2 protein-coding genes are annotated in these 20,758 nt (G+C 70.5%); both read right to left on the reverse strand.

Annotated elements, in window-relative coordinates:
• Positions 1-305: 305 nt before the first annotated feature.
• Complete coding sequence (locus tag QFZ27_RS36710; RefSeq protein WP_429231782.1) at positions 306-4,673, reverse strand: amino acid adenylation domain-containing protein; 4,368 nt, start codon at positions 4,671-4,673, stop codon at positions 306-308.
• Positions 4,663-20,382, reverse strand: coding sequence for a type I polyketide synthase (locus tag QFZ27_RS36715; RefSeq protein ID WP_429231783.1), 15,720 nt, complete (start codon positions 20,380-20,382; stop codon positions 4,663-4,665). The genes QFZ27_RS36710 and QFZ27_RS36715 overlap by 11 nt, the downstream gene beginning before the upstream one ends.
• Between the last annotated feature and the right edge of the window lie 376 nt (positions 20,383-20,758).

The following is a 20,758-nucleotide window of genomic DNA, read 5'->3' on the forward strand; positions in this document are numbered from 1 at the left end:
CAGACTGCCGGCGGATAGCCGGGGACGATCGGGCTGACCTCCTCGGCGGAGCCTCGAGGGGCGGCCAGGGTCGCAGTCGGACCGGCAATCGCCGGCGCGGCCCTTGATGTGGTCAGAGGCAGCGCCTCGGCCCAACTGGGCGCGGCTGGCGTCATTGCGACGGATAGAGCCAGCGGCAAAAGCCAGGGTGACTTATTCGACATTCCGGGTTTCATCTGCGTCTCCCCATGGTGGCAATATCGATCGTCCAAGGCGTTCTTTCTCAAAAGCACAAAGATCTTGACGTTCGCCTGTCTTAATCTTCTTCAACGCGCCGATATCTTACGATCCACTTCGGTTTTTGATCCGGCAGCGAAGCTCGCGGCGAGCCGTTGCGCCAATGCGCGGATCGTTGTCGGCGCATGGAGTCCGGGGACGTAGCGCAGCCCGAGCCGGAGCCGTCCCGCCGCCACCCAAGCCTCCAGCTCGATCAGGCGGCGGCGCTCCATGGTGCCGATCGACGCATTCGGCAGCCGATCACTGAGCCGGAACGCCGGGTCGAGCTCCGGCACGGCGGTGCCGAGATAGTTGAGACTGAGCTCCGCCTCGATCCCGCCGATCGGGTTCGGCGACAGCCACCGCAGCACACCCCAGCCCAGTCCCTTCGACGGCACGGCAGCCAGAGCCGCCTCGATCCGCGGCACCGCGGCCGGGCCGCCGGGACAGTCGATCAGGAACGGAAAATCCGCGGTGAACCAGCCAACCGTGCGGCTGGGATCGATGCCGGGCACGGGCGGGTTGCGGCCATGGCTCGACAGCATGACCCGCGCCGTCCTCCGGCCATCCCAGCCATGCAGCGCATCGGCCAGGGCGGCCAGCAGCCGCGCCACGATCCGCGTGTCCGGAACGCCGGACGGGATTGCGGCGAGGTCCACGCTTATGGTCTCGGTTTCGGCGTAGCCATGCTCGACCACCGGAGCGTCGGCCGGCAGCGGCGGCACGACGGCCCCATCGATCTCCGCCCAATAAGGCCGTTCCGCCTCCAGCGCCGCGCTCCGGCTCCAGCCGTCCAGCGCCATCGCCCAGGCGCGGTAGGAGGTGGTCTTGCCGGGCAGGACGATCGGCTTGCCCGCCGCTGCTTGCCAGAGGCCGGCAAACAGATCCTCGAGAATGAAGCGCCACGACACCGCATCCACCACCAGATGGTGCGCCGTCAGCAGCAGAAGGTCACCCTCCGCCAGCCGGTAGCGCACCGCCTTGAACAGCGGCCCACGGCCGAGATCGAAGCCCGCCTGGAGCGCCGTGGCGTCGGCCGTCAGCGCCGGCCAGGGATCCGACAGCTGGCGCAGGTCAACCTCCCGGACACCAGGCCCGGGCTCCGGGGCGGCGATCTCCTGGATCCGGACGCCGGCGTCCTGGCGGCTGCGCAGGCGCAACGCGTCGTGATGCCGCCAGACGGCATCCACGGCCGCGGCGAGCGCCTCCCGGTCCAAAGGCGCCGTGGCGTGCAGCAGGACAAGGTGATTGAGATGCTCGAACCCCCGGCTGTGCGCGCCGAACAGCCAGCGCTGGATCGGGGTCAGGGGCAGCGATCCCGTGACCGGTCGATCATCCCCGCCGGCCTCCGCGGTCGCCGCCACGGCCGCGACCGCGGCGACCGTATCGGCAGCGAGCAGATCCCGAAGATTGAGCGCGAAGCCGTCCCGGCGGAGCCGCGCCAGCAGCTGGATGGCGCGCAGGGAATCGCCCCCCGATCCGACGAAGGAGCCACGCCGGCCGACCGGACCGCCGCCCAGCACGGCGGCGAAGGCCTCGGCCACGGCCGCTTCCGCCGAGGTCATCGGCGCCTCGTCGACGGCAGATTGCCGCTCGAACGCCGGCAGGGCGTTGCGGTCGATCTTGCCGGCGACGGTGCGCGGCAGTTCGGACAGCAGGACCACTGCGGCCGGAACCATCCAGGGCGGCAGCTCCGCCGCCAGGGCGTGCCGCAGCGCGGCCGGATCGAGTTCGCTCCGCGGGACGACATAGGCCACGATCCGCTTCGGCTCGTCGCGCACGACGGCGGTGGCCTGGGCCACGGCCGGGTGACCGCGCAGCAGGCTCTCGATCTCGCCGAGCTCGACCCGATAGCCGTGAAACTTCACCTGGTTGTCGCGGCGGCCGAGATAGACCACCGTGCCGTCGGGCTGCACCAGCCCGGCATCGCCGGTGCGGTAGACCCGGCGGCCGTCCAGCTCGACAAAGCGCTCCGCCGAAAGGCCCGGCCGGCCGAAATAGCCTCGGGCGAGCCCCGGCCCGGCGAGGCAGATCTCGCCGACCGCGCCGACCGGCATCGATCGGCCGGCCCGGTCCAGCACCATCATCCGGGTGTTGGCGATCGGCCGGCCGATCGGGATCCCGTCCGGATAGGCCGCGTCCGGATCGACCTCGTGCCAGCTGGCGCAGACCGAGGCTTCGGTCGGACCATAGGCGTTGAAGTAGCGCAGCCTGCGGGCATAGTGCCTGGCGTCGCGCTCGTCGGGCGGCTCGCCTGCCGTGAGCAGCACGCGCAGGCCGCCCAGATCGGCGCCGTCGAGCGCCCGCAGATAGGAGGGCGGCAGCGTCGCCACCGTCACCCGCTCCGCCGCCATCAGCGCCAGCAGCCTGGCGCCGTCGCGGATCGTCGCCTCCGGCGCCAGCACCAGCCGGCTGCCGGCCAGCAGCGCCATGAAGATCTCGGAGAGCGAGGCGTCGAAGGAGCAGGAGGCGAACTGCACGACAGCATCGTCGGGACCGACACCGAACCCCGCGATCTGGGCCAGGATCATGTTGACGAAGCCGCGATGCTCGACCGCCACGCCCTTCGGCCGGCCGGTCGAGCCCGAGGTGAAGATGATGTAGGCCAGGCTCCGCGGCGACGCTCGGCCCAACCGTCCCCCGGCTGCGGCTACGCCGGCAATCGGACGGGCGACGCCGGGGCGCAGCGGCGCCAGCCGCGCGGCCCCGGCCGTGTCGGTCAGCACCTTGCGGCATTCGGTGTCGTCGAGCATGAACCCGATGCGCCCGTCGGGGAAAGCCGGGCTCAGCGGCAGGTAAACGCCACCCGCCTTGAGGATGCCCAGCAGGGCGGCGATCCGGCCGATCCCGCGATCCGCCAGCACGCCCACCACCTCTTCCGGCGCAAGTCCGTCGGCCAGGAGCCGGCGGCCGACATCGTCCGCCGCCCGGTCCAGCTCGCGATAGCTCAGCCGCTCATCGCCGGCCGACACGGCCACAGCGTCGGGGGTGCGATCGACCTGGGCGTGCCAGAGGTCGACCAGCGTCGCCGTCTCGGGCCAGGGCACGGCCGGCCCGGCAGCGCCGGCCGCGAGCGCCTGCCGCTCCTCGGCACCCAGCACGTCCAGGTCGTCCACCGGCCGATCGGGATCGGCCAGCACCTGCGTCACCAGTGCACGCAGCTGCGCCTCGATCTGCCACATCCGGGCAGGAGCGAAGACGGCCGCATCATAGGGCAGGGTCACATCGAGCGCGGCGCCGGCATGCACCATCAGGCCGAAATCATAATTGGCCTGTTCGAGCGGCTCGGCCATGGTGACCCGGAATCCGGTATCGCCCGTGCCGTCCTCCGCCGCCGGATAGTTCTCGAGGACCAGCAGATGGTCGAGCAGCCCGTCCGGCACCGCAGAGGCCGCCTGGATCTCGGCGAGGCCGGCGTGGTCATGCGCGAGGCCGTCCAGCGCTTGGCGCTGCAGCGCCTGCAGCAATCCGGCGAAACCCTGCCGCGGGGACAGGCGGACCCGCACCGGCACGGTGTTGATGAAGCAGCCGACCAGGCGCTCCACACCCGGTATCGCAACCGAGCGGCCCGAGACCACCGTGCCGAAGACGACATCCCGGCGGTCGACCCAGCGCCCGAGCAGAATGCCCCAGAGCGCCTGGAGCACGGTGCCGAGCGTGACACCGCTGCGCGCCGCCAGAGTCGCTGCGGCGGCAGTCTCGCGCTCACCGATGCGAAAGCGATGCATCGCCGGCTGCGGCCGGGCGCGGCGGTGGGGCGGCCGCGGCAGGGTGGCGAGCTCGTCATAATCCGCCAGCAGGGTCGCCCAATGGCGGCGCGTTGCGGCCGGATCGCGGTCCGCCAGCGCCGCCAGGTAGTCCCCTGGGTCCGGCGGCGCCGGCAGATCCGGCGATCTGCCCGATCGGGCGGCGGCATAGATCCGGGCGAATTCATCGAGCAGGATGGCGCCGGACCAGCCGTCGAGCAGGATATGCGGGTGGCTCCAGATCATCTCGAAGCGATCGGGCCCCAGGCGGAACAGCTGGATCCGCATCAGCCGGTCGCGGCGCAGGTCGAACCCCCGCCTCTCATCCGCGCTGCGCCATGCCTGGATCCGCGCCGCCGTATCGGCCCCTTCGAGATCCTCGAAGCCGAACTCCACGGTCTGCCGCTTCAGCACGATCTGGAGCGGCTGCGACGTGGTTTCATAGTCGAAAGCCGACCGCAGCAGCTCGTGCCGCTCCATCAGCCGGTTCCACGTCGCCTCGCAGAGGGCCGGGTCGAAGGCGCCGTCGATCGTGAACGAGACCTGCCGGAAATAGGGCGGCGCCTCCGGCGTCGACAGCTCATGGAACAGCATGCCCTGCTGCAGCGGCCGCAACGGGTAGATCCGCTCGACTGTTTCCCGCGACAGCCTGGGCGCCGTGTCATTCGCCACCGAGCAGCCCCTCGAATTCTTCGGCACTCAGCGAGACATGCGCAGCGAGGTCAGCCGGACCGCGGGACGTCGGCGGTTCGGGTGCCGGCGCGGCTGCAGCGAGCCGCGCGGACACCGCCGCCACGGTCGGGCCTTCGAGGAACTCCCGCATGTCGATCCGGTGTCCGGCCTGGCGCAGCCGGCCGACGACCTGGATCGCCTTGATCGAATCCCCGCCGAGCTCGAAGAAGCGGTCATGCCGCCCGAAGCCGTTGCGGCCCAGCACGTCGCGCCAGGTCTGGGCCACAAGCGCCTCCAACGGGCCGTCGGCCACCTCGCCATCATCCGCCGCGGCAGCGGTGGGCGGCGGCAGGGCGGCGTGATCGAGCTTGCCATTCGGCAGCAGTGGCAGCGCGTCCAGCAACACCCAATGGGCCGGCACCATATAGTCGGGCAGGCTGCGGACGAGTCTGTCGCGAAGGGTCGCGGCCGACGCCTGCCCCTCCGGCACCACATAGGCCACCAGATCGGGGCCGGTGCCGTTGCGGTACAGGCTGACCACCGCATGGGCGACCTGCGGATGACGTTCGATCGCCCGCTCGATCTCGCCCAGCTCGACCCGGTGGCCGCGCAGCTTGACCTGGCCGTCCTTGCGGCCGAGGTAGAGGATCTCGCCCGTCGCCGTCACCACGCCCTGGTCGCCGCTGCGATACAGCCGCTCGCCCGCGGCGAAGGGATGGGCGACCAGCGCGGCTTCGGTGAGGGCCGGCCGGCCGAGATATCCTCGGGTCAGGCCGAGGCCGCCGATATGAATCTCGCCCGGCACCCCGATCGGGGCGAGATTGCCGTGCGGATCCAGCACCAGGACCTGGGTGTTCGCGATCGCGCGCCCGATCGGGATCGGCCGGTCGCGGTCGAGTACCGGATCCACGCGATGCCAGGTGGCGCAGACGGTGGTCTCGGTCGGCCCGTAGGCGTTGACATAGGCAAGCTGGCCGGCAAGCCGCAACGCCTGGTCGGGCCTGGGCGGCTCGCCCGCGGTGATCAGCAGCTCCAGCGGATCGAGCGCTGCGTCGTCAAGCTCGGCGAGATAGGTCGGCGGCAAGGTCGCGACCGTCACCTGGTGCCGGCGCAGATAGTCGGCGAAGACGAGCGGATCGCGAATCCGGTCCGGCCCGGCGATCACCAGCGTGGCGCCGTTCAGCAGCGCCATCAGCATTTCCCAGACCGAGGCATCGAACGAGGACGGGGCGAATTGCAGCACCCGATGACGCGGCTCGATGCCCAGGCTCAGATGCTGGGCGGCCGCCAGATTGACCGCGCCGCGATGCTCCAGCACCACACCCTTGGGCTGGCCGGTCGAGCCGGAGGTGTAGATCAGATAGGCCGGATCGCCGGCACTTGGCGCCGGGCGCGGCGCCCGGGCGACCGCCACCGAGCCCAGGCGGCCGATGTCGAGCGTGCGGTGCTCCCCGTCCGCCACCAGGGCGACATGTGCCGCCTCGGTCACCACCACCTTGGCCGCGGCATCGCCCAGCATGTAGCGCAGCCGCTCCTCGGGGTAGGTCGGATCAAGCGGCAGATAGACCGCCCCACATTTGAGGATGCCGAGAAAGGCCACCACCAGACGCTCGGAACGATCGAGCAGCGCCGCCACGATGTCGCCGGGGCGCACGCCGTGCTCCTTGACCAGGGCCCGCGCCAGCGCGTTGGCCCTGCCCTCCAGCTCGGCATAGGTGAGGCCGACATCCTCATGGATCACCGCCAGGCTGGCGGGCCGGGCCGCGGCCACCGCCGCGAAGGCAGCGGGCACGGTCGCGTCCGGCGGCGTCGCGGTCGCCGTGTCGGGCCCGAGCAGCAGGCGCCGCTCCTCCTCTTCCAAAAGGTCGAGCGCCGTCACCGGCCGCGCCGGATCGGCGACCGCGGCCGCCAACAGGCGCTGGAAGTGACCGGCCAGCCGCTCGATGCGATCCCGGTCGAACAGATCGGTGGAATATTCGAGATTGAGGACGACGCCCGCCGCTGTCTCGACGAACTCGAAGACCAGCGGGAATTTTGCAACGTTGCCGTCATCGGCGAAAAGAGAGATCTCGATGCCGTCCAGGGCGAAGCTGCGCTGCAGCCTGTCCTGAAAGACCACCATGACATCGAACAGAGGCGGCCGGCGGCTGTCGCGCGGCAGGTCGAGCTCATCGACCAGCAGATCGAACGGATGGCTGCGGTGGTCGAGCGCCCCGGTCAGGCTGTCCTTGGCCTTCGCAAAGAGCCCCTCGAAGGTCTCTGCCTCGGCCAACGCCACGCGCAGGGCCAGGGTGTTGACGTAGAAGCCGACCTGGGCCTCGAGATCGGGATCGTCGCGGCAGGCCACCGGAGTCCCGACCACGAGGTCGCTCTGGCCGGTGTAGCGATGCAGCAAAGCCAGCACGGCGGTGAGAAGTCCGGTGAACAGCGTGCTGCGGCCGGCCTGGGCGAATTCGCGCAGCCGCCCCAGCACCGCCGAATCCAGTACGACGCCGACCCGATCGCCGTCGAAGCTCGGCAGGCTCGGCGGCGCCCGGTCGCTGGGCAGCTCGGCCCGCTCGGGCAGATCACTGAGCTGGCGATGCCACCAGCTCCGGGCTGCCACGGCGGTAGGTGTGCGCAGGGCCGCGGCCTCCTGGATGGCATAGTCCTTGTAGTGGATCCGCAGCGGCGGCAGCGCCTCGCCGCGGACCAGCCGCAGCAGCTCCTCGACCATCACGGTGACCGACCAGGCATCGCTGACGATGTGGTGGACATTGACCAGCAGGACGTGCCGCGAGGGCCCGAGCGCGAGCAGGCTGGCCGTCAGCAGCGGGCCGCGGGCGAGATCGAAGCGGTGGGCGGCATGGCGAGCGGCGAGCCCGCGTGCGGCCGCCTCCGGGTCGGAGTCATGGGAGAGATCGACGCACTCCACCCGGAAGCCGGGCTCGGCCAGGATCGTCTGGTACGGCTCGCCGTCGATCTCGACGAAGACGGTCCGCAGCGCCTCATGCCGCGCCACCAGCGCCTCGAAGGCGCCGGTCAGCGCCGCGGCATCCAGCGGCCCGTCCAGCAGATAGGCTGCCGGCAGGGTGTAGGCGGCCGGGTTGCCGCCGAACTGGTCCAGGACCCAAAGCCGGCGCTGGGCATGGGACAGCGGATAGGCCTCGGCCGGCGCCACCGCCGGAATCCGCCCTTCCGCGGCAACGGAGACGCCGCTCAGGGCCGCAGCCATGCCGCGCACCGTCGGCTGCTCGAAGAACGCGGCGATCGACAGGTCGCCTTCGAACGCCTGGTTGACCCGCGACAGCAGCCGGATCGCCCGCAGTGAATCGCCGCCGATCTCGAAGAACGGCGAATTGGCGCCGACGCGGGGGAGCCCCAGCACCTCGGCCCAGATCGCCGCGATCCGGGTCTCGGCAGGTCCCTCCGGCGCCTCGTAGCGGATCCGGTCGGTGATCAGTTCCTCGGGCTTGGGCAGGGCGCGACGGTCGATCTTGCCGTTGATGTTCAGCGGGAAGGCGTCCAGCCGCAGGAAGAAATGCGGCACCATGGCCTGGGGCAGCACCTGTCCCAGACGCTCGCGCAGCACGCCTTCATCGAGGGGGCGTTTTTCGGTGTAGTAGCAGGCCAGCGCGCTGTCGCCGTCGGCCCGGCGATGGGCGACCACCGCGACCTGGTCGATCTCGTCGCTGGCCCTGGCCGCGCTCTCGATCTCTGCCGTCTCGATGCGGACGCCGTTGACCTTGACCTGGCCGTCCAGCCGGCCGCAGACCTCGATCGTGCCATCGGCCAGAACCCGGCCGAGATCCCCGGTGCGGTACATGAGGGCCGCCAGGCCCAAGGCCTCCGGAGCCGCGACGAAGCTCTCCGCCGTCCGGGCCTCGTCGCGGAAATAGCCGAGCGGCTGGAAGGGCGGCACGATGTGCAGCTCGCCCAGGGCTCCCGCCGGTGCCGGCCGGCCGTCCTTGAGCACCAGCACCTGGACTCCCGGCAGCGGCCTGCCGACCGGCACGGCCCGGGCGGGATCGAGCGGCGCCGCGCCGATCCTCATGCAGCATTTGGCCAGCGTCGTCTCGGACGGGCCGTAGAGATTGCGCAGGGCCACATCGGGCCCGAGCACCCGGCGGGCCCGTTCGACGTCGCTGCCCCACAGCGTCTCGCCGGCGAACAGGAGATGCCTCAGCCGCGGCAGCGGTCGCGGTTTCTGCTCGAGCTCCTTCAGGGTCGAGCGGAACAGGCTCGGCACGACATGGCCGACCTCCACCTCCGCCTCGGCCAGCCAAGCGGCGAGCAGCGCGGCATCGCGCCGGGCGGCGGGCGGCGGCACGCAGATCGTTCCACCCGACGCCAGCGGCAGGAAGATGTCGCGCAGGCTGACATCGAAGGTGGTCAGCGCGAGATTGCTGACCCGCGCGCCGGGGCCGACGCCCAGCTCCGCCTGCTCCCAGGCGATGAAATGGTGCAGCCCCTCATGGCCGGAGAGGATCGCCTTGGGCTCTCCGGTCGAGCCCGAGGTGAACATAACATACATCGGGTCGCCGGGCTGCGGCCGCTCGGCGAGGCTCTGGTCCGCACTCCCTTCGGCGGCGTGCTGGAGCGTGCCGTCGGCCGCCCAGGCGACCAGACCGTCCGGCAAGGTGCCCAGCGCTTCGCCGAGGTGATCGCGCAGCTCGAGGTCGGTCACCACCGCGGCCGGGACGACCCGTTCCATCAGCTGGACCAGACGGCGGCTGGGCGAGTCCACGTCCAGGGGAACGAAGATGCCGCCCGCCTTCTGCACCGCCAGAATGCTGGCCACATAGTCGATGCCGTTGCGGAGATAGAGCGCCACCGGCACGCCGCGACCGACCCCCAGGGCCTTCAGGATTCGGGCGAGGTCAGCGGCGCGGGCATCGAGGGCGCAGTAGCTGATGCCCCTGCCCTCCTCCTCCACCGCGCTGCGCTGCGGATCGAGGGCGACCTGCCACTCGATCAGATCGAGGACCGTCCCGGGGGCCGCCATCGGCGGGTCCGCGGACAGGGGTTCCGCGGCGGCGAAGTCGATCCGGTCGAGCGGCTGGTCGGGATCCGCCAGAACGGCGGCGACCAGAGCGCGGATCCCCCGCTCGATCCTGGTGAACTCGGCGGCCGAAATGACGTTGCGGTTGAAGGTGAACGTCGCCAGCAGCGCCTCGCCCGGATCTATCACCAGGCTGAAATCGTAATGCATGTGCTCGGCGACCTTGACCTCGCCGATGCGGAAGCGGCCGCCGGCGTCGCCGCCGAGCGGGTAGTTCTCGAACACCAGCACATGGTCGAACAGGGTCCGGCGCAGCCCGCCCAGGCGCTGCATCTCGGCCAGCGGCAGGTGGTGGAAGGGCTCGGCCTCGGTGGCCGCCTGCTGCACCCTGCGGCACAGCGTGGCGAAGCTGTCGTCGGCTTCGAACCTGACACGGACAGGGATCGTCTGCAGGAACAGGCCGACGATCGATTCGACCCCCTGAAGCTCGGGCGGACGGCCGGAGACCACGGCGCCGAAAACGACGTCGTCCGAGCCGGCGAAGCCCGAGAGCAGCACCGACCAGAGGCCTTGAACGAGCGTGTTGAGCGTGACCTCGAGGCGCGCGGCGAGGCCCCTGAGCCTGGCCGTTTCAGCCAGGTCCAGCTCGAAGCGATACTCCTCCACGGCGATGCCGGCGCGACGTCCGGCGGGATTGATCCCGGGCAGGGTCGACGGCGGCGGGCAATCCGCCAGAACCTTCTCCCAATAGCCGCGGCCGGCCTGCGGGTCGCGCGCCGCCAGCCAGCCCAGATGGCGGGCGAATTGCGGCGCCGGCGGAAGCTTCGGCGTTCCGCCATCGGCGAGGGCTCCGTAGATCGCCATCAGCTCCTGCTGCAGGATCCCCAGCGACCAGCCGTCGACGACGATGTGATGCGTGGTCCACAGCACCTCGAATTCCTGCGGGCCGAGACGCAGCACGCTCAGCCGCATCAACGGATCGCGCGCCAGATCGAAGCCTCGGGCGCGGTCGTTGGCGGTCATCGCGGCGAGCGCCGCCGCCTGCCCGGCCGCCGGCAGATGGCTGATGTCCCGGACCAGGACCGGCAAAGGACGCTGCCGCAGCACCACCTGGACCGGCCGCCCGTCGGGCAACTCCACGATCGCGGCCCGCAACGACTGATGGCGGGCGGCCAATGCCTGCCAGCTGGCATCGAAGCAGCCGAGATCGAGGTCACCGGTCAGGCGATAGGTGAATTGCTGGACATAGGAGGCGCGGTCGCCGCTGAGGGCATGGAACCGCATGCCCTCCTGAAGCGAGGACAGCGGCAGCACCGCCTCGACCATGCGCTCGTCGATACCCAGAACGGCAAGCACCGGGTCCGGCAACCCGGCTCCGCCTTCATCGCCGGCCAGGGCGCCGAGCGCTGCCTGCAGGGCCGCCGTCAGCCGATCGATGGTCGGCTGTGCGTGAATCCGGCTGCCATAGCCGATCTCGACCGCGAGCCGGCCGCCGACCACGACGGCTTCGATCTCGATCAGCGCCTGGCGGGGCACCGACGGCCCCATATTCGGGCCCGTCTTCTCGTCGGAGAGGCTGAAGCCGCCGCCGGACTCGGCATCGAACTGGCCGAGATAGTTGACGCTGATCTCCGGCGCCCCGCCGAACCCGCGCAGGGCCTTGGCGCCGTCCGGGGTCAGGTAGCGCAGGATCCCGTAGCCGATGCCCTTGTTCGGCACCCGGTCCAGGGTCTCGGCCACGCGGTGCAACTCGGCCGCGAGGTCCGCAGCACCGGCGATGTCCAGGACCACCGGAAACATCGAGGTGAACCAGCCGATGGTCCGGCTGAGATCGACGCCGGGGACGATCTCTTCCCGGCCATGGCCTTCGAGCCTGACCCGGATCCGTTCGATGCCGAAGCAGTCGCGGCACGCGCGCGCCACGGCGGTCAGCAGGATCGCATTGATCCGGGCGCCGTGGCGGCGCGGCGCTTCGGTCAGAAGCGCATGGGTCTGCCGCTCATTGAGTGTGAATCGCACCCGGCGGGCATCGCCCGTCTCATTGATGGGGTCCTCGAAATCCTGCGGCCAGGCGGGCAGCGGCGTCGCGTCGACCGCGGTCCAATAAGGCAGTTCCGCCAGGAGCTCGGCGTTTCCGGCATGGGCCTCCAGCATCCCGGCCCAGTCGAGCCAGGCCCGGCTGGTCGGCAGCAGCGCGATCGCGCGACCGTCGCGCGCCGCCGCATAAGCCTCGGTCAGATCCTCCAGCAGGATGCGCCAGGACAGCCCGTCGACCACCAGGTGGTGACACAGCACCAGAACCCGGTCGCCATCCGGCAGCCGGTAGATCACCACCCGCAGCAACGGTGACCGCGCGATATCGAAGCTGCGCTGCAGCTTCGTCGCATGGGCGGTCAGCTCCGCGACGCCGCCGAGTGCGACGATCTCGACTGTCACGGCGGCGGCCGCCGTCACGATCTGGCGCGGCGGCGTCGCCGTGAGGTCGAGCGCAAGGCGCAGGGCATCGTGGTGAGCCACCACCGCGTCGACCGAACGCTGCAGGGCCTCCGCATCGACCGGGTCGGTGCTGGCCAGCAGGGCGGTGTTGTTGAAGTGACCGATATCGCGCCGGAGATCGCTCACCAGCCAGTGCTGGATCGGCGTCAGCCTGGCCTGGTCGCGTCGCGCGGCCGGCTCGGCGGCGGGCGCTGCGGGGGCCGCCAGGGCGGCCAGGCGGGCCACGGTCCTGGCCGAGAAGATCTGACCCGCTGTCAGGCGCACGCCGGCCCGATGCAGCCGGCTGACGATCTGCAGCGCCTTGATCGAATCGCCGCCCAGCGCGAAGAAATTGTCGTCGGCGCCGATCCGGTCCAGGCCCAGGACCTCCTGCCAAATGCGGGCGATCGTGATCGCCGTCGGATCCTGCGGCGCCACGAAGCTGCTGCCCGGCGCCAGCCGCGTCTGTTCCGGCGGCGGCAGGGCCGCCCGATCGACCTTGCCGTTCGCGGTCAGCGGCAGCGCGTCCAGGGCCACGAAGTGGTTCGGGATCATGTAGTCGGGCAGCGCCTCGGCCAGATGCTGGCGCAGGCCGACGGCCGTCAGTTCGGCCGTGCCGATCACATACGCCACCAGCTCCCGGGTGCCCTGGGGTCCGTCGCGGTCGATCACCAGCGCCTTGGCGACCCCGGGATGGCTCAGAAGCTGCTGCTCCACGGCGCCGATCTCGACCCGATGGCCGCGGACCTGCACCTGATGATCGTTGCGGCCGAGATATTCGAGCACGCCGTCGGCGCGCAGCCGGCCGAGGTCGCCGGTCTTGTACAGCCGCCGGCCGAGATGCTCGACGAAGCGTTCGGCGGTAAGCTCGGGACGGTTGAGGTAGCCGCCGCACACGCCGCTGCCGCCGACCCAGAGCTCGCCCGACACCCCGAGCGGTTGCGGTTCCATCAGCTGGCTCAGCACCGCGATCGTGGTCTCCGGCAGCGGCCGGCCGATCAGGCTGCGCTGCGGCGGCCCGTAGATGTCGGCGTCGCTCAGCCGGTAGTAGCTGACATGCACGGTGGTCTCGGTGATGCCGTACATGTTGACCAGCGCCACCCGGTGCGGCGGGTAGAATTCCGCCCAGGGCTGCAGATAGGTGGGCTCCAGCCGGTCGCCGCCGAAGATCACGGTGTGGAGATGGTCGGCGAGGTCATGCACCGGCTGCCGGCCCTCCGCCTCGATCAGGCCGTAGAATGCGCCCGGCGTCTGGTTGAGGACGGTGACCCGATGGCGGCGGATGAGGTCCAGGATGGTGTTCGGATCGCGCGCCTCCTCCTGTCGCGCGATCACGACCCGGCCGCCATAGGCCAAGGCCCCCCACAGCTCCCAGACCGAGAAGTCGAACGAGAAGGAATGGGCGCAGAGCCACACATCGTCGGCGCTGAACCGGAAATCATGCCGGTCGTTGACCAGCAGACGAACCACGTTGCGATGGCTGACAAGGCAGCCCTTGGGCCGGCCCGTCGAGCCCGAGGTGTAGATGACATAGGCGACGCCGTCGGGGGCGACGCCGTCGGGCCGCGGCCCCGACAGCCGCACCGGCGGCGCATCGCCCGGGGCGGCGATGTCGAGGGCGAGGCCGCGCCGTGCCGCCGGCAGCCGCTCCGCCAGCGCCGCGGTGGTCAGCACCGCCCGGCAGCCCGCATCGGTCAGCATGTGGTCGACGAGATCTGGCGGATAGGCCACATCGAGCGGCACGTAGGCGCAACCGGCCTTGAGGATGGCAACAATGGCGACCGCCACCGCCTCGGACCGCTCGAGGAAGATGCCGACGAAGCCGCCCGGCCCGACCCGTCCGGCCAAGGCCGCGGCCAGGCGCTCGGCCCACCGGTCGAGTTCGGCGTAGGACAGCTCGACCGCGCCGAACACCACGGCCGGGCGATCGGGATGCTGCGCCACCGATGCCGCGAAGAGGTCGAGCAGGGTCGCCGCCTCGGGATAGGCGGCAGCGGTATCGTTGAACCGGGCGATGATATCGCGCTCGCCAGGTCCCAGGAGGTCGAGACGGCCGAGCGGCCGATCGGGGTCGGTCAACACCCCAGCGACGATCCGCTCGAAGGACGCTGCCCAGCGCTCGACCGTGCCGCGGTCGAACAGCGCGGTCGCATAGCCGAAGCGCAGCCTCAGGACCTCATGCTCCTCGATCGCTTCGAGGAAGAGATCGAACATCGCGGCCGGCACCGCGATCTCATGCGGGGAGAAGGCGAGATCCGCGATCCGGAACGTCCGATCGCTGGCATTCTCGTAGGACAGCATGGTGTCGAAGACCGGGTTGCGGTCTTTCGGCCGGCTGCGGTCGAGGGCCGCGATCGCCTCGAATGGATAGTCCTGGTGATCGTAGACGGCCAGGCAGGTCGCGGCGACGGCCTCGAGGTGCCGCCGGAACGGCTGGTCCGAAGCGGGCCGCGTGCGGAACACCACGGTGTTGACGAACATGCCGACCGCCTGGGCGAGCTCGCGCTGCTGCCGGCCGGAGGCCGCGCCGCCCACCAGGATGTCGCCCTGTCCGGTCAGACGATGCAGCAGGGTGCTCCACGCCGCCAGCAGGACGATGTAGAGCGAGGCGCCGGATCGACGACCAAGCTCCCTCAACCCCCGGGTGGTCTCCGCCGGCAGCGTCAGCACCACCGTATCGCCCTGGAAGTCCGGCTCGGCCATGCGCGGCCGGTCAGCCGGCAGCTCCAGCAGCGGCAGCTCGCCCACGAGCTGGTCCTGCCAGAAGGCCGCGTTCGCCCGGCCGCGGTCACCCTCCGCGCCGGCATCGGCCAGGCTGAGGCAGCGGCGCAGGTCGTAGGTGACGGGCGCTGCCGGGCGCCCCTCGTAGAGCGCCATCAGGTCGGCGGCGAGGATGTTGCTGGACAGGCCGTCGGCGGCGATGTGGTGCGCATCGGTGAGCAGCAGGTGGCGGTCGGGCCGGACCGACATCGTCGCCACCCGCATCAGCGGCGCCTCGGCCAGATCGAACGGCCGCAGGAAGGCGGCGATCGTCCGGTCGATCTTGGCCTCGTCCGCCGAGAGCCGTTCGATCTCGAAGCGCGGTTCGGCCCAGCGCCTGGCGACCAGCTCGCCATCCAGCACCACATAGCTCGTCCGCAGGCTCTCATGCCGCTGGATGATGGTGCGGAAGGCGTCTTCGAGCCGGTCGATGTCGAGCGGCCCATCGATCCAGAAGGCCTGCGGCAGGTGATAGGCCATCCCGACGCCCGGACGCTGGTCCAGGGCGTAGAGCCGCCGCTGCGCCGAGGACGGGGCGGTGAATTGCGATTCCGGATATTCGTCGATCGACCAGGCGAAACCGCCGGCGCGGATGTCCCGGACGCCGCCGGTCACGACGTCGAACACATGGTCGATCTCCGGGGCGCCATGCGCTTCGGAGAAGAACGAGATCCGACGCTCCCAGGTGTAGACGCCGCGATCGAGCATCAGGAGATACAGGAGTTCCAGCTCGATCGGCTGCAGGTCCTTGTCGCCCAGCGGCACCAGCCGCCACTGCGACGAGAAATGCTTGGCGCGCAGCGGCACCCGCTGCTGCTCGAACCAGTAATTGAGACGGTCGCAGAAGGCCGTCGTCCGCGCCGTCACCGCCTGCTGCAGCGCCGCCCCAGTGGCCTTCATGTAGGCCAGGGCCGCGTGGGTGGTCGCCATGGTCGCGGGATTGCGGCAGAAGGTGCCGCCGAAATAGATCATCGCCGATTGCGGCCCCGACCGGTCGCCATAGGCCCAGGCGCCGCCGTCGATGTAGTCGAGATACTTGGCCTTGCCGGCGATCACGCCGATCGGCATGCCGCCGCCGACGATCTTGCCGTACACCGCGATGTCGGCGTCGATGCCGAACCAGGCCTGGGCGCCGCCCGGCAGGATGCGGAAGCCGTTGATCATCTCGTCGAAGATCAGCGCCGTGCCGGCCGACCGCGTGATCCGGCGCAGCCGCTTCAGGAAGCCCTGCGGCTGCAGGTCCGGATTGCGGCTCTGCACCGGCTCGACCAGGACGGCGGCCAGTTCATGGGCATGAGCCTGGATCAGCTCCAGCGCGCGCGCCGAGCCGTATTCGAGGACCATCACGTCGGCGATCATGGCCTGCGGCGTGCCCAGCCCGATCGGCACGATGGCGCCGTCATCCTCGACCGCCAGCACGCCGTCGAAGATGCCGTGGTAGGAATTCTTGAAGATCACGATCTTCGGTCGCCCGGTCACGGCGCGGGCGAGCCGGATCGCGACCATCACGGCTTCCGAGCCGGTGTTGCTGAAGGCCACACGCTCATTGCCGGTCAGCTCGTGGAACAGCTGGGCGGCGGCGCCGGTCAGCCGCGACTGGGTGCCGAGCTCCAGCCCCGCCGCCATCTGCTGTGCGAGGGCGTCCTGGATGAAACTCGGCTTGTGGCCAAAGAAATGGACGCCCATGCCCATGGCGACGTCGACATATTCGTTGCCGTCGAGGTCCCAGAACCGCGCCCCTTCGGAGCGGGCGGAGACGATCGGATACTTCGCCTCCTTGAGCTGCCCCCAGAACGACAGCGTGTGCTTCCAGTCGGCCAGGACCGCCCGCGATTCCTGGGTCAAGGTCTTGGAGCGGCCGGTGCGCGCCACATGGTCGCGGACCACGGCCTCGACGAAGGCCTGCTGTTCGGGCGTCAGCCTGGCACCGGCCAGGTTGATCCCGCGGATCGCGGCCACCGCCGCCTGCTTCGGCGCCTTGGCGGCGGCAGGCGCGGGCGGGGTCAGCTTCAGGATTTTGGCGGATTCGGGCACGGCGGCCGCGGGTTGCGGAACGACGGCGACCGGAGCCGCCATGGGAGGCGCCGAGACGGCCGTCCCGGCGCTCGCAGCGACAGCGTGCAAGGCGACAGCGGCCGGCTGAGCGACCGTGCCGGTCAGGCCGAGCTGCTGGCGGGTGAGCTCGGTCATGCTTTGCAGGTTCTGCGCCGCCATCTGCGCCAGATAGTGCAGCTGCTGCTGCAGCAGCGGCATCTCCGCGTCGGGAAGCATGGTCGGCGGGGCAACCGGCAGGGCCGCCGGCGCGATCATCGGCGCAGCCGAGACCGGTGCGACCTCCGAGACCGCGGGCCGAGCCGCCGCAGCCGCCGGCGTTTCGGCCGGGGCGACGGTGCCGTGGCGCATGACATAGGCCGCGACATCGTCGAGCGTTCCCAGCTCATCGAACAGCTGGCTCATCTTCAGCTCGACGCCGTAGGCGCGCTCCACGGTCTGCCCGAGCTTCAGCAGCATCAGGGAATCGAGGCCCATGTTCATCAGGCGTTCGGCAGGACTGATCTCGACGGGGCTGAAGCCGCTGACCTCGGCCAGCGCGGCCACGAGATCGGAAGTCACTTGCGGACGCCTGTCCATCGCTCTTACCTCAGCTCGTATCGGTGCGGCCTCGGCCGCCGGGGTGATCATGTCCACCGCGGGCCGGGCCGCCTCTGTGGGATTCATGGCCGGCCGCAGCGGACCGACCTCCAGCCAGAAGGGCTGGCGCTGGAAGGGATAGGGCGGCGCTGCCGTCTTGCGCCGCGGCCAGGGCTTGTCGAACCCGGCCCAGTCGATCTCGGTCCCGCTCATCCAGAGCTTGGCCGCCGTCGCCGCGATCTGCCGCCAATCGTCGACGCCGCGACGCAGCGAGCTCAGCGCCAGCACCGGGGTTTCGCCACCGCGCGTCAGTGCGGCGAGCGTGTCGCCGGGGCCGATCTCCAGGAAGGTGTCGTAGCCGTCGCGGCGGAGCGCCGTGATCGCCGCATGGAATTGGACCGGCGCGAGGATCTGCTCGGCCCAGTATCCGGCGGTCAGCCGCTCGCGCGCCGGCCAGACGTCACCCGAAACCGTCGAGTAGAAGGGCAATCGTGCCGGGCGGAACGGCTCGTCGGCCAGGGCCGCCTCGAATCCCGCAATCATCGGCGCCATGAGCGGCGAGTGAAAGGCATGGGACACGTCGAGCGGCCGGGCCTCGATCCCCCGCGCGGCGAGATCGGCCAGGACCGCCTGCAACGCCGGCGCCTCGCCGGACAGGGTCACGGCATCTGTCTCGTTGACTGCCGCTACCACGACCCGGCCGCCGGCCGCGCCCAAGGCCGGGGCGACCGCGTCGACGGAGGCAAAGACGGCGGCCATGGCGCCGCCGGCCGGAAGGTGCTGCATCCTCCGGCCCCGTTCGGCGGCAAGCCGCAGGCCCGCCTCGGGCTCGAGGATTCCCGCGGCCGCCGCGGCGGCATACTCGCCGATGCTGTGACCGAGGACCGCAGCCGGTCTGACGCCCCAGCTCGCCCACAGCTCGGTCAGCGCCCATTGCAAAGCATAGAGCGCAGGTTGGGCCACCGCCGTCGCGGCCAGCTCCGCCGCCGTCGTCTCGGCCGCCATGACGATATCGACGAGCGGCCGGCCGAGCGTGTCGCCCAGCACGGCCGCGCAGCGGTCGAAGGCGTTTCGGAACACCGGCTGGGAGCGATAGAGCGCCCGGCCCATGCCGACATACTGGGAGCCCTGGCCGGTGAACAGGAACACCGGCCCCCTGCCCTGCCGGCGGCGGCTCGACGTGTCGGCGTCGGTCGGCACCGTCGCGAGGGCTGCCGCGATCTCCGCCGCGGTGGCGCCGGTCACGGCCAGGCGCTCGCGCAGCGTCGGCCTCGTCCCGGCCGTGAAGCAGAGATCGGCGACCGTCGACGGATCTGCAGTTTCGAGATGTCGGCGCCAGTGATTCGCCAGGTCGTGCAGGGCCGGGGCGGTGGCTGCCGACAGCGGCAGGATGTGGACCGGCCGCGGCTCGTCCGCCGATGCGGGTTGCGGCACCGCCGGCGGTTCGACGATGACGACATGGGCGTTGGTGCCGCTGAGGCCGAAGGAGCTGACCCCTGCCGCGCGCGGCCGGTCGCGACCGGGCCAGTCGACCGCATCGCCGGTCACCCGGATCGGCGCGGCCGCCCAATCGATGTGCCGGTTCGGCGTGGCGAAATGCAGGCTTGCCGGCAGCCGCCGATGCCGCAGCGCCAGAATGACCTTGATCACGCCGGCGACGCCGGCGGCGGCCTCGGTATGGCCGATGTTGGACTTGACCGAGCCCAGCAGCAGCTCCTGCCCCTGAGCGCGCGGGCCGAACACTTGCCGCAAGGCTTCGAACTCGATCGGATCGCCCAACGGCGTACCGGTGCCGTGAGCCTCGATGTAGTCGATCGCCTCGGGTTCCAGGCCGGCATCGGCCAGGGCGGTCCGGATCACCGCCTGCTGGGCGACGCCGTTGGGGGCGGTCAGGCCGTTGCTGCGGCCGTCGTGATTGACCGCAGATCCCGCCAGCACCGCCTGGATCCGGTCGCTGTCGTGCTCGGCGTCGTCCAGCCGCTTGAGAACAAGCAGCCCGCAGCCTTCCCCCCTGCCGTAGCCCGAGGCGGCGTCGTCGAAGGCCCGGCTGCGGCCGTCGGCCGCCAGCGCCTTCACCTTGCACAGCGCCACGGTGCTGTCCGGCGACAGCAGCAGGCTGACGCCGCCGACGAGCGCCACGTCGCATTCGCCGTTGCGCAGGCTCTTCATCGCCGCATCGAGCGCCACCAGCGAGGATGAGCAGGCGGTGTCGAGCGTCAGGCAGGGCCCATGGAAATCGTAAAAGTACGACAGCCGGCCGGCGGCGGTGCTGAACATCACGCCGCTGCCGGAATAGGCCGTGATCCGGGCCGCATCTCCCGAATGGATATGGGCCTGGATATAGTCGTAGTTCGACAGGCCGATGAACACCCCGACCCGGCCACCGGCCAGCCGCCGGGGATCGAGCCCGGCATTCTCGAAGGCCTCCCAGCTGACTTCGAGCAGCAGCCGCTGCTGCGGATCGAGCGCCTCGGCCTCCTTGGGGGTGATGCTGAAGAAGGTGGTGTCGAAGCCCCTCACGTCGTCGAGAAAAGCCCCGCTCCGCACATACATCCGGCCCGGAGTCTCCGGATCGGGGTCCCACCAGCGCTCCAGATCCCACCGCGCCGACGGGATGTCGGCCACGGCGTCCCGGCCCTCGGCCAGGAGGTTCCAGAACTGGTCCGGGGTCCCGGCCCCGCCGGGAAAGCGGCAGGCGAGGCCGACGACGGCGATCGGGCCGCGCCGTTTCAGCGACGCGTTCTCGCGCAGCAGATCCTTGATCTTGGTCGACGCCCGTCTCAGCGTCTCGGCGTAACGCTGGTCGAGCGCATCGGCCATGCCCTCGCCGCCGGCGGCCGGCGAGTTCGCGTCCTTTCGCATCCGGTCCGACGCGGAGGCCCTGCGGTCATCGTCTGGCTGATATTCAGCAGTCTGCTTGCGAGATATCACTGCAGCTCCCACAAATTCGGGCAGTATTCGGAAATTCGGGCAGTATTCACCTATCGTCGGAAATCCCGGCGATCCCAGGACTATCCGAGTTCCGGCATGCCGCGGAGCGACCCCGCGGATGCTTCAGAGCAAAGCTAAAGCGACGACGATCCGAGCGCTGGACAGCACCGGGAGCCGGAAATTATTCAGATGCGCGACTCCGCGAGGGAGGTCGCAAGGCAGGATCACCGAGCCCGTCGCGCATCACGGCGATCGGCAAGGACGATCCGGCAGAATTGCCGGGCAGGCTCTCCTGCCGGATCGTTGC

It is taken from the genome of Inquilinus ginsengisoli (assembly GCF_050434925.1).
Lineage (GTDB): Bacteria > Pseudomonadota > Alphaproteobacteria > DSM-16000 > Inquilinaceae > Inquilinus > Inquilinus ginsengisoli_B.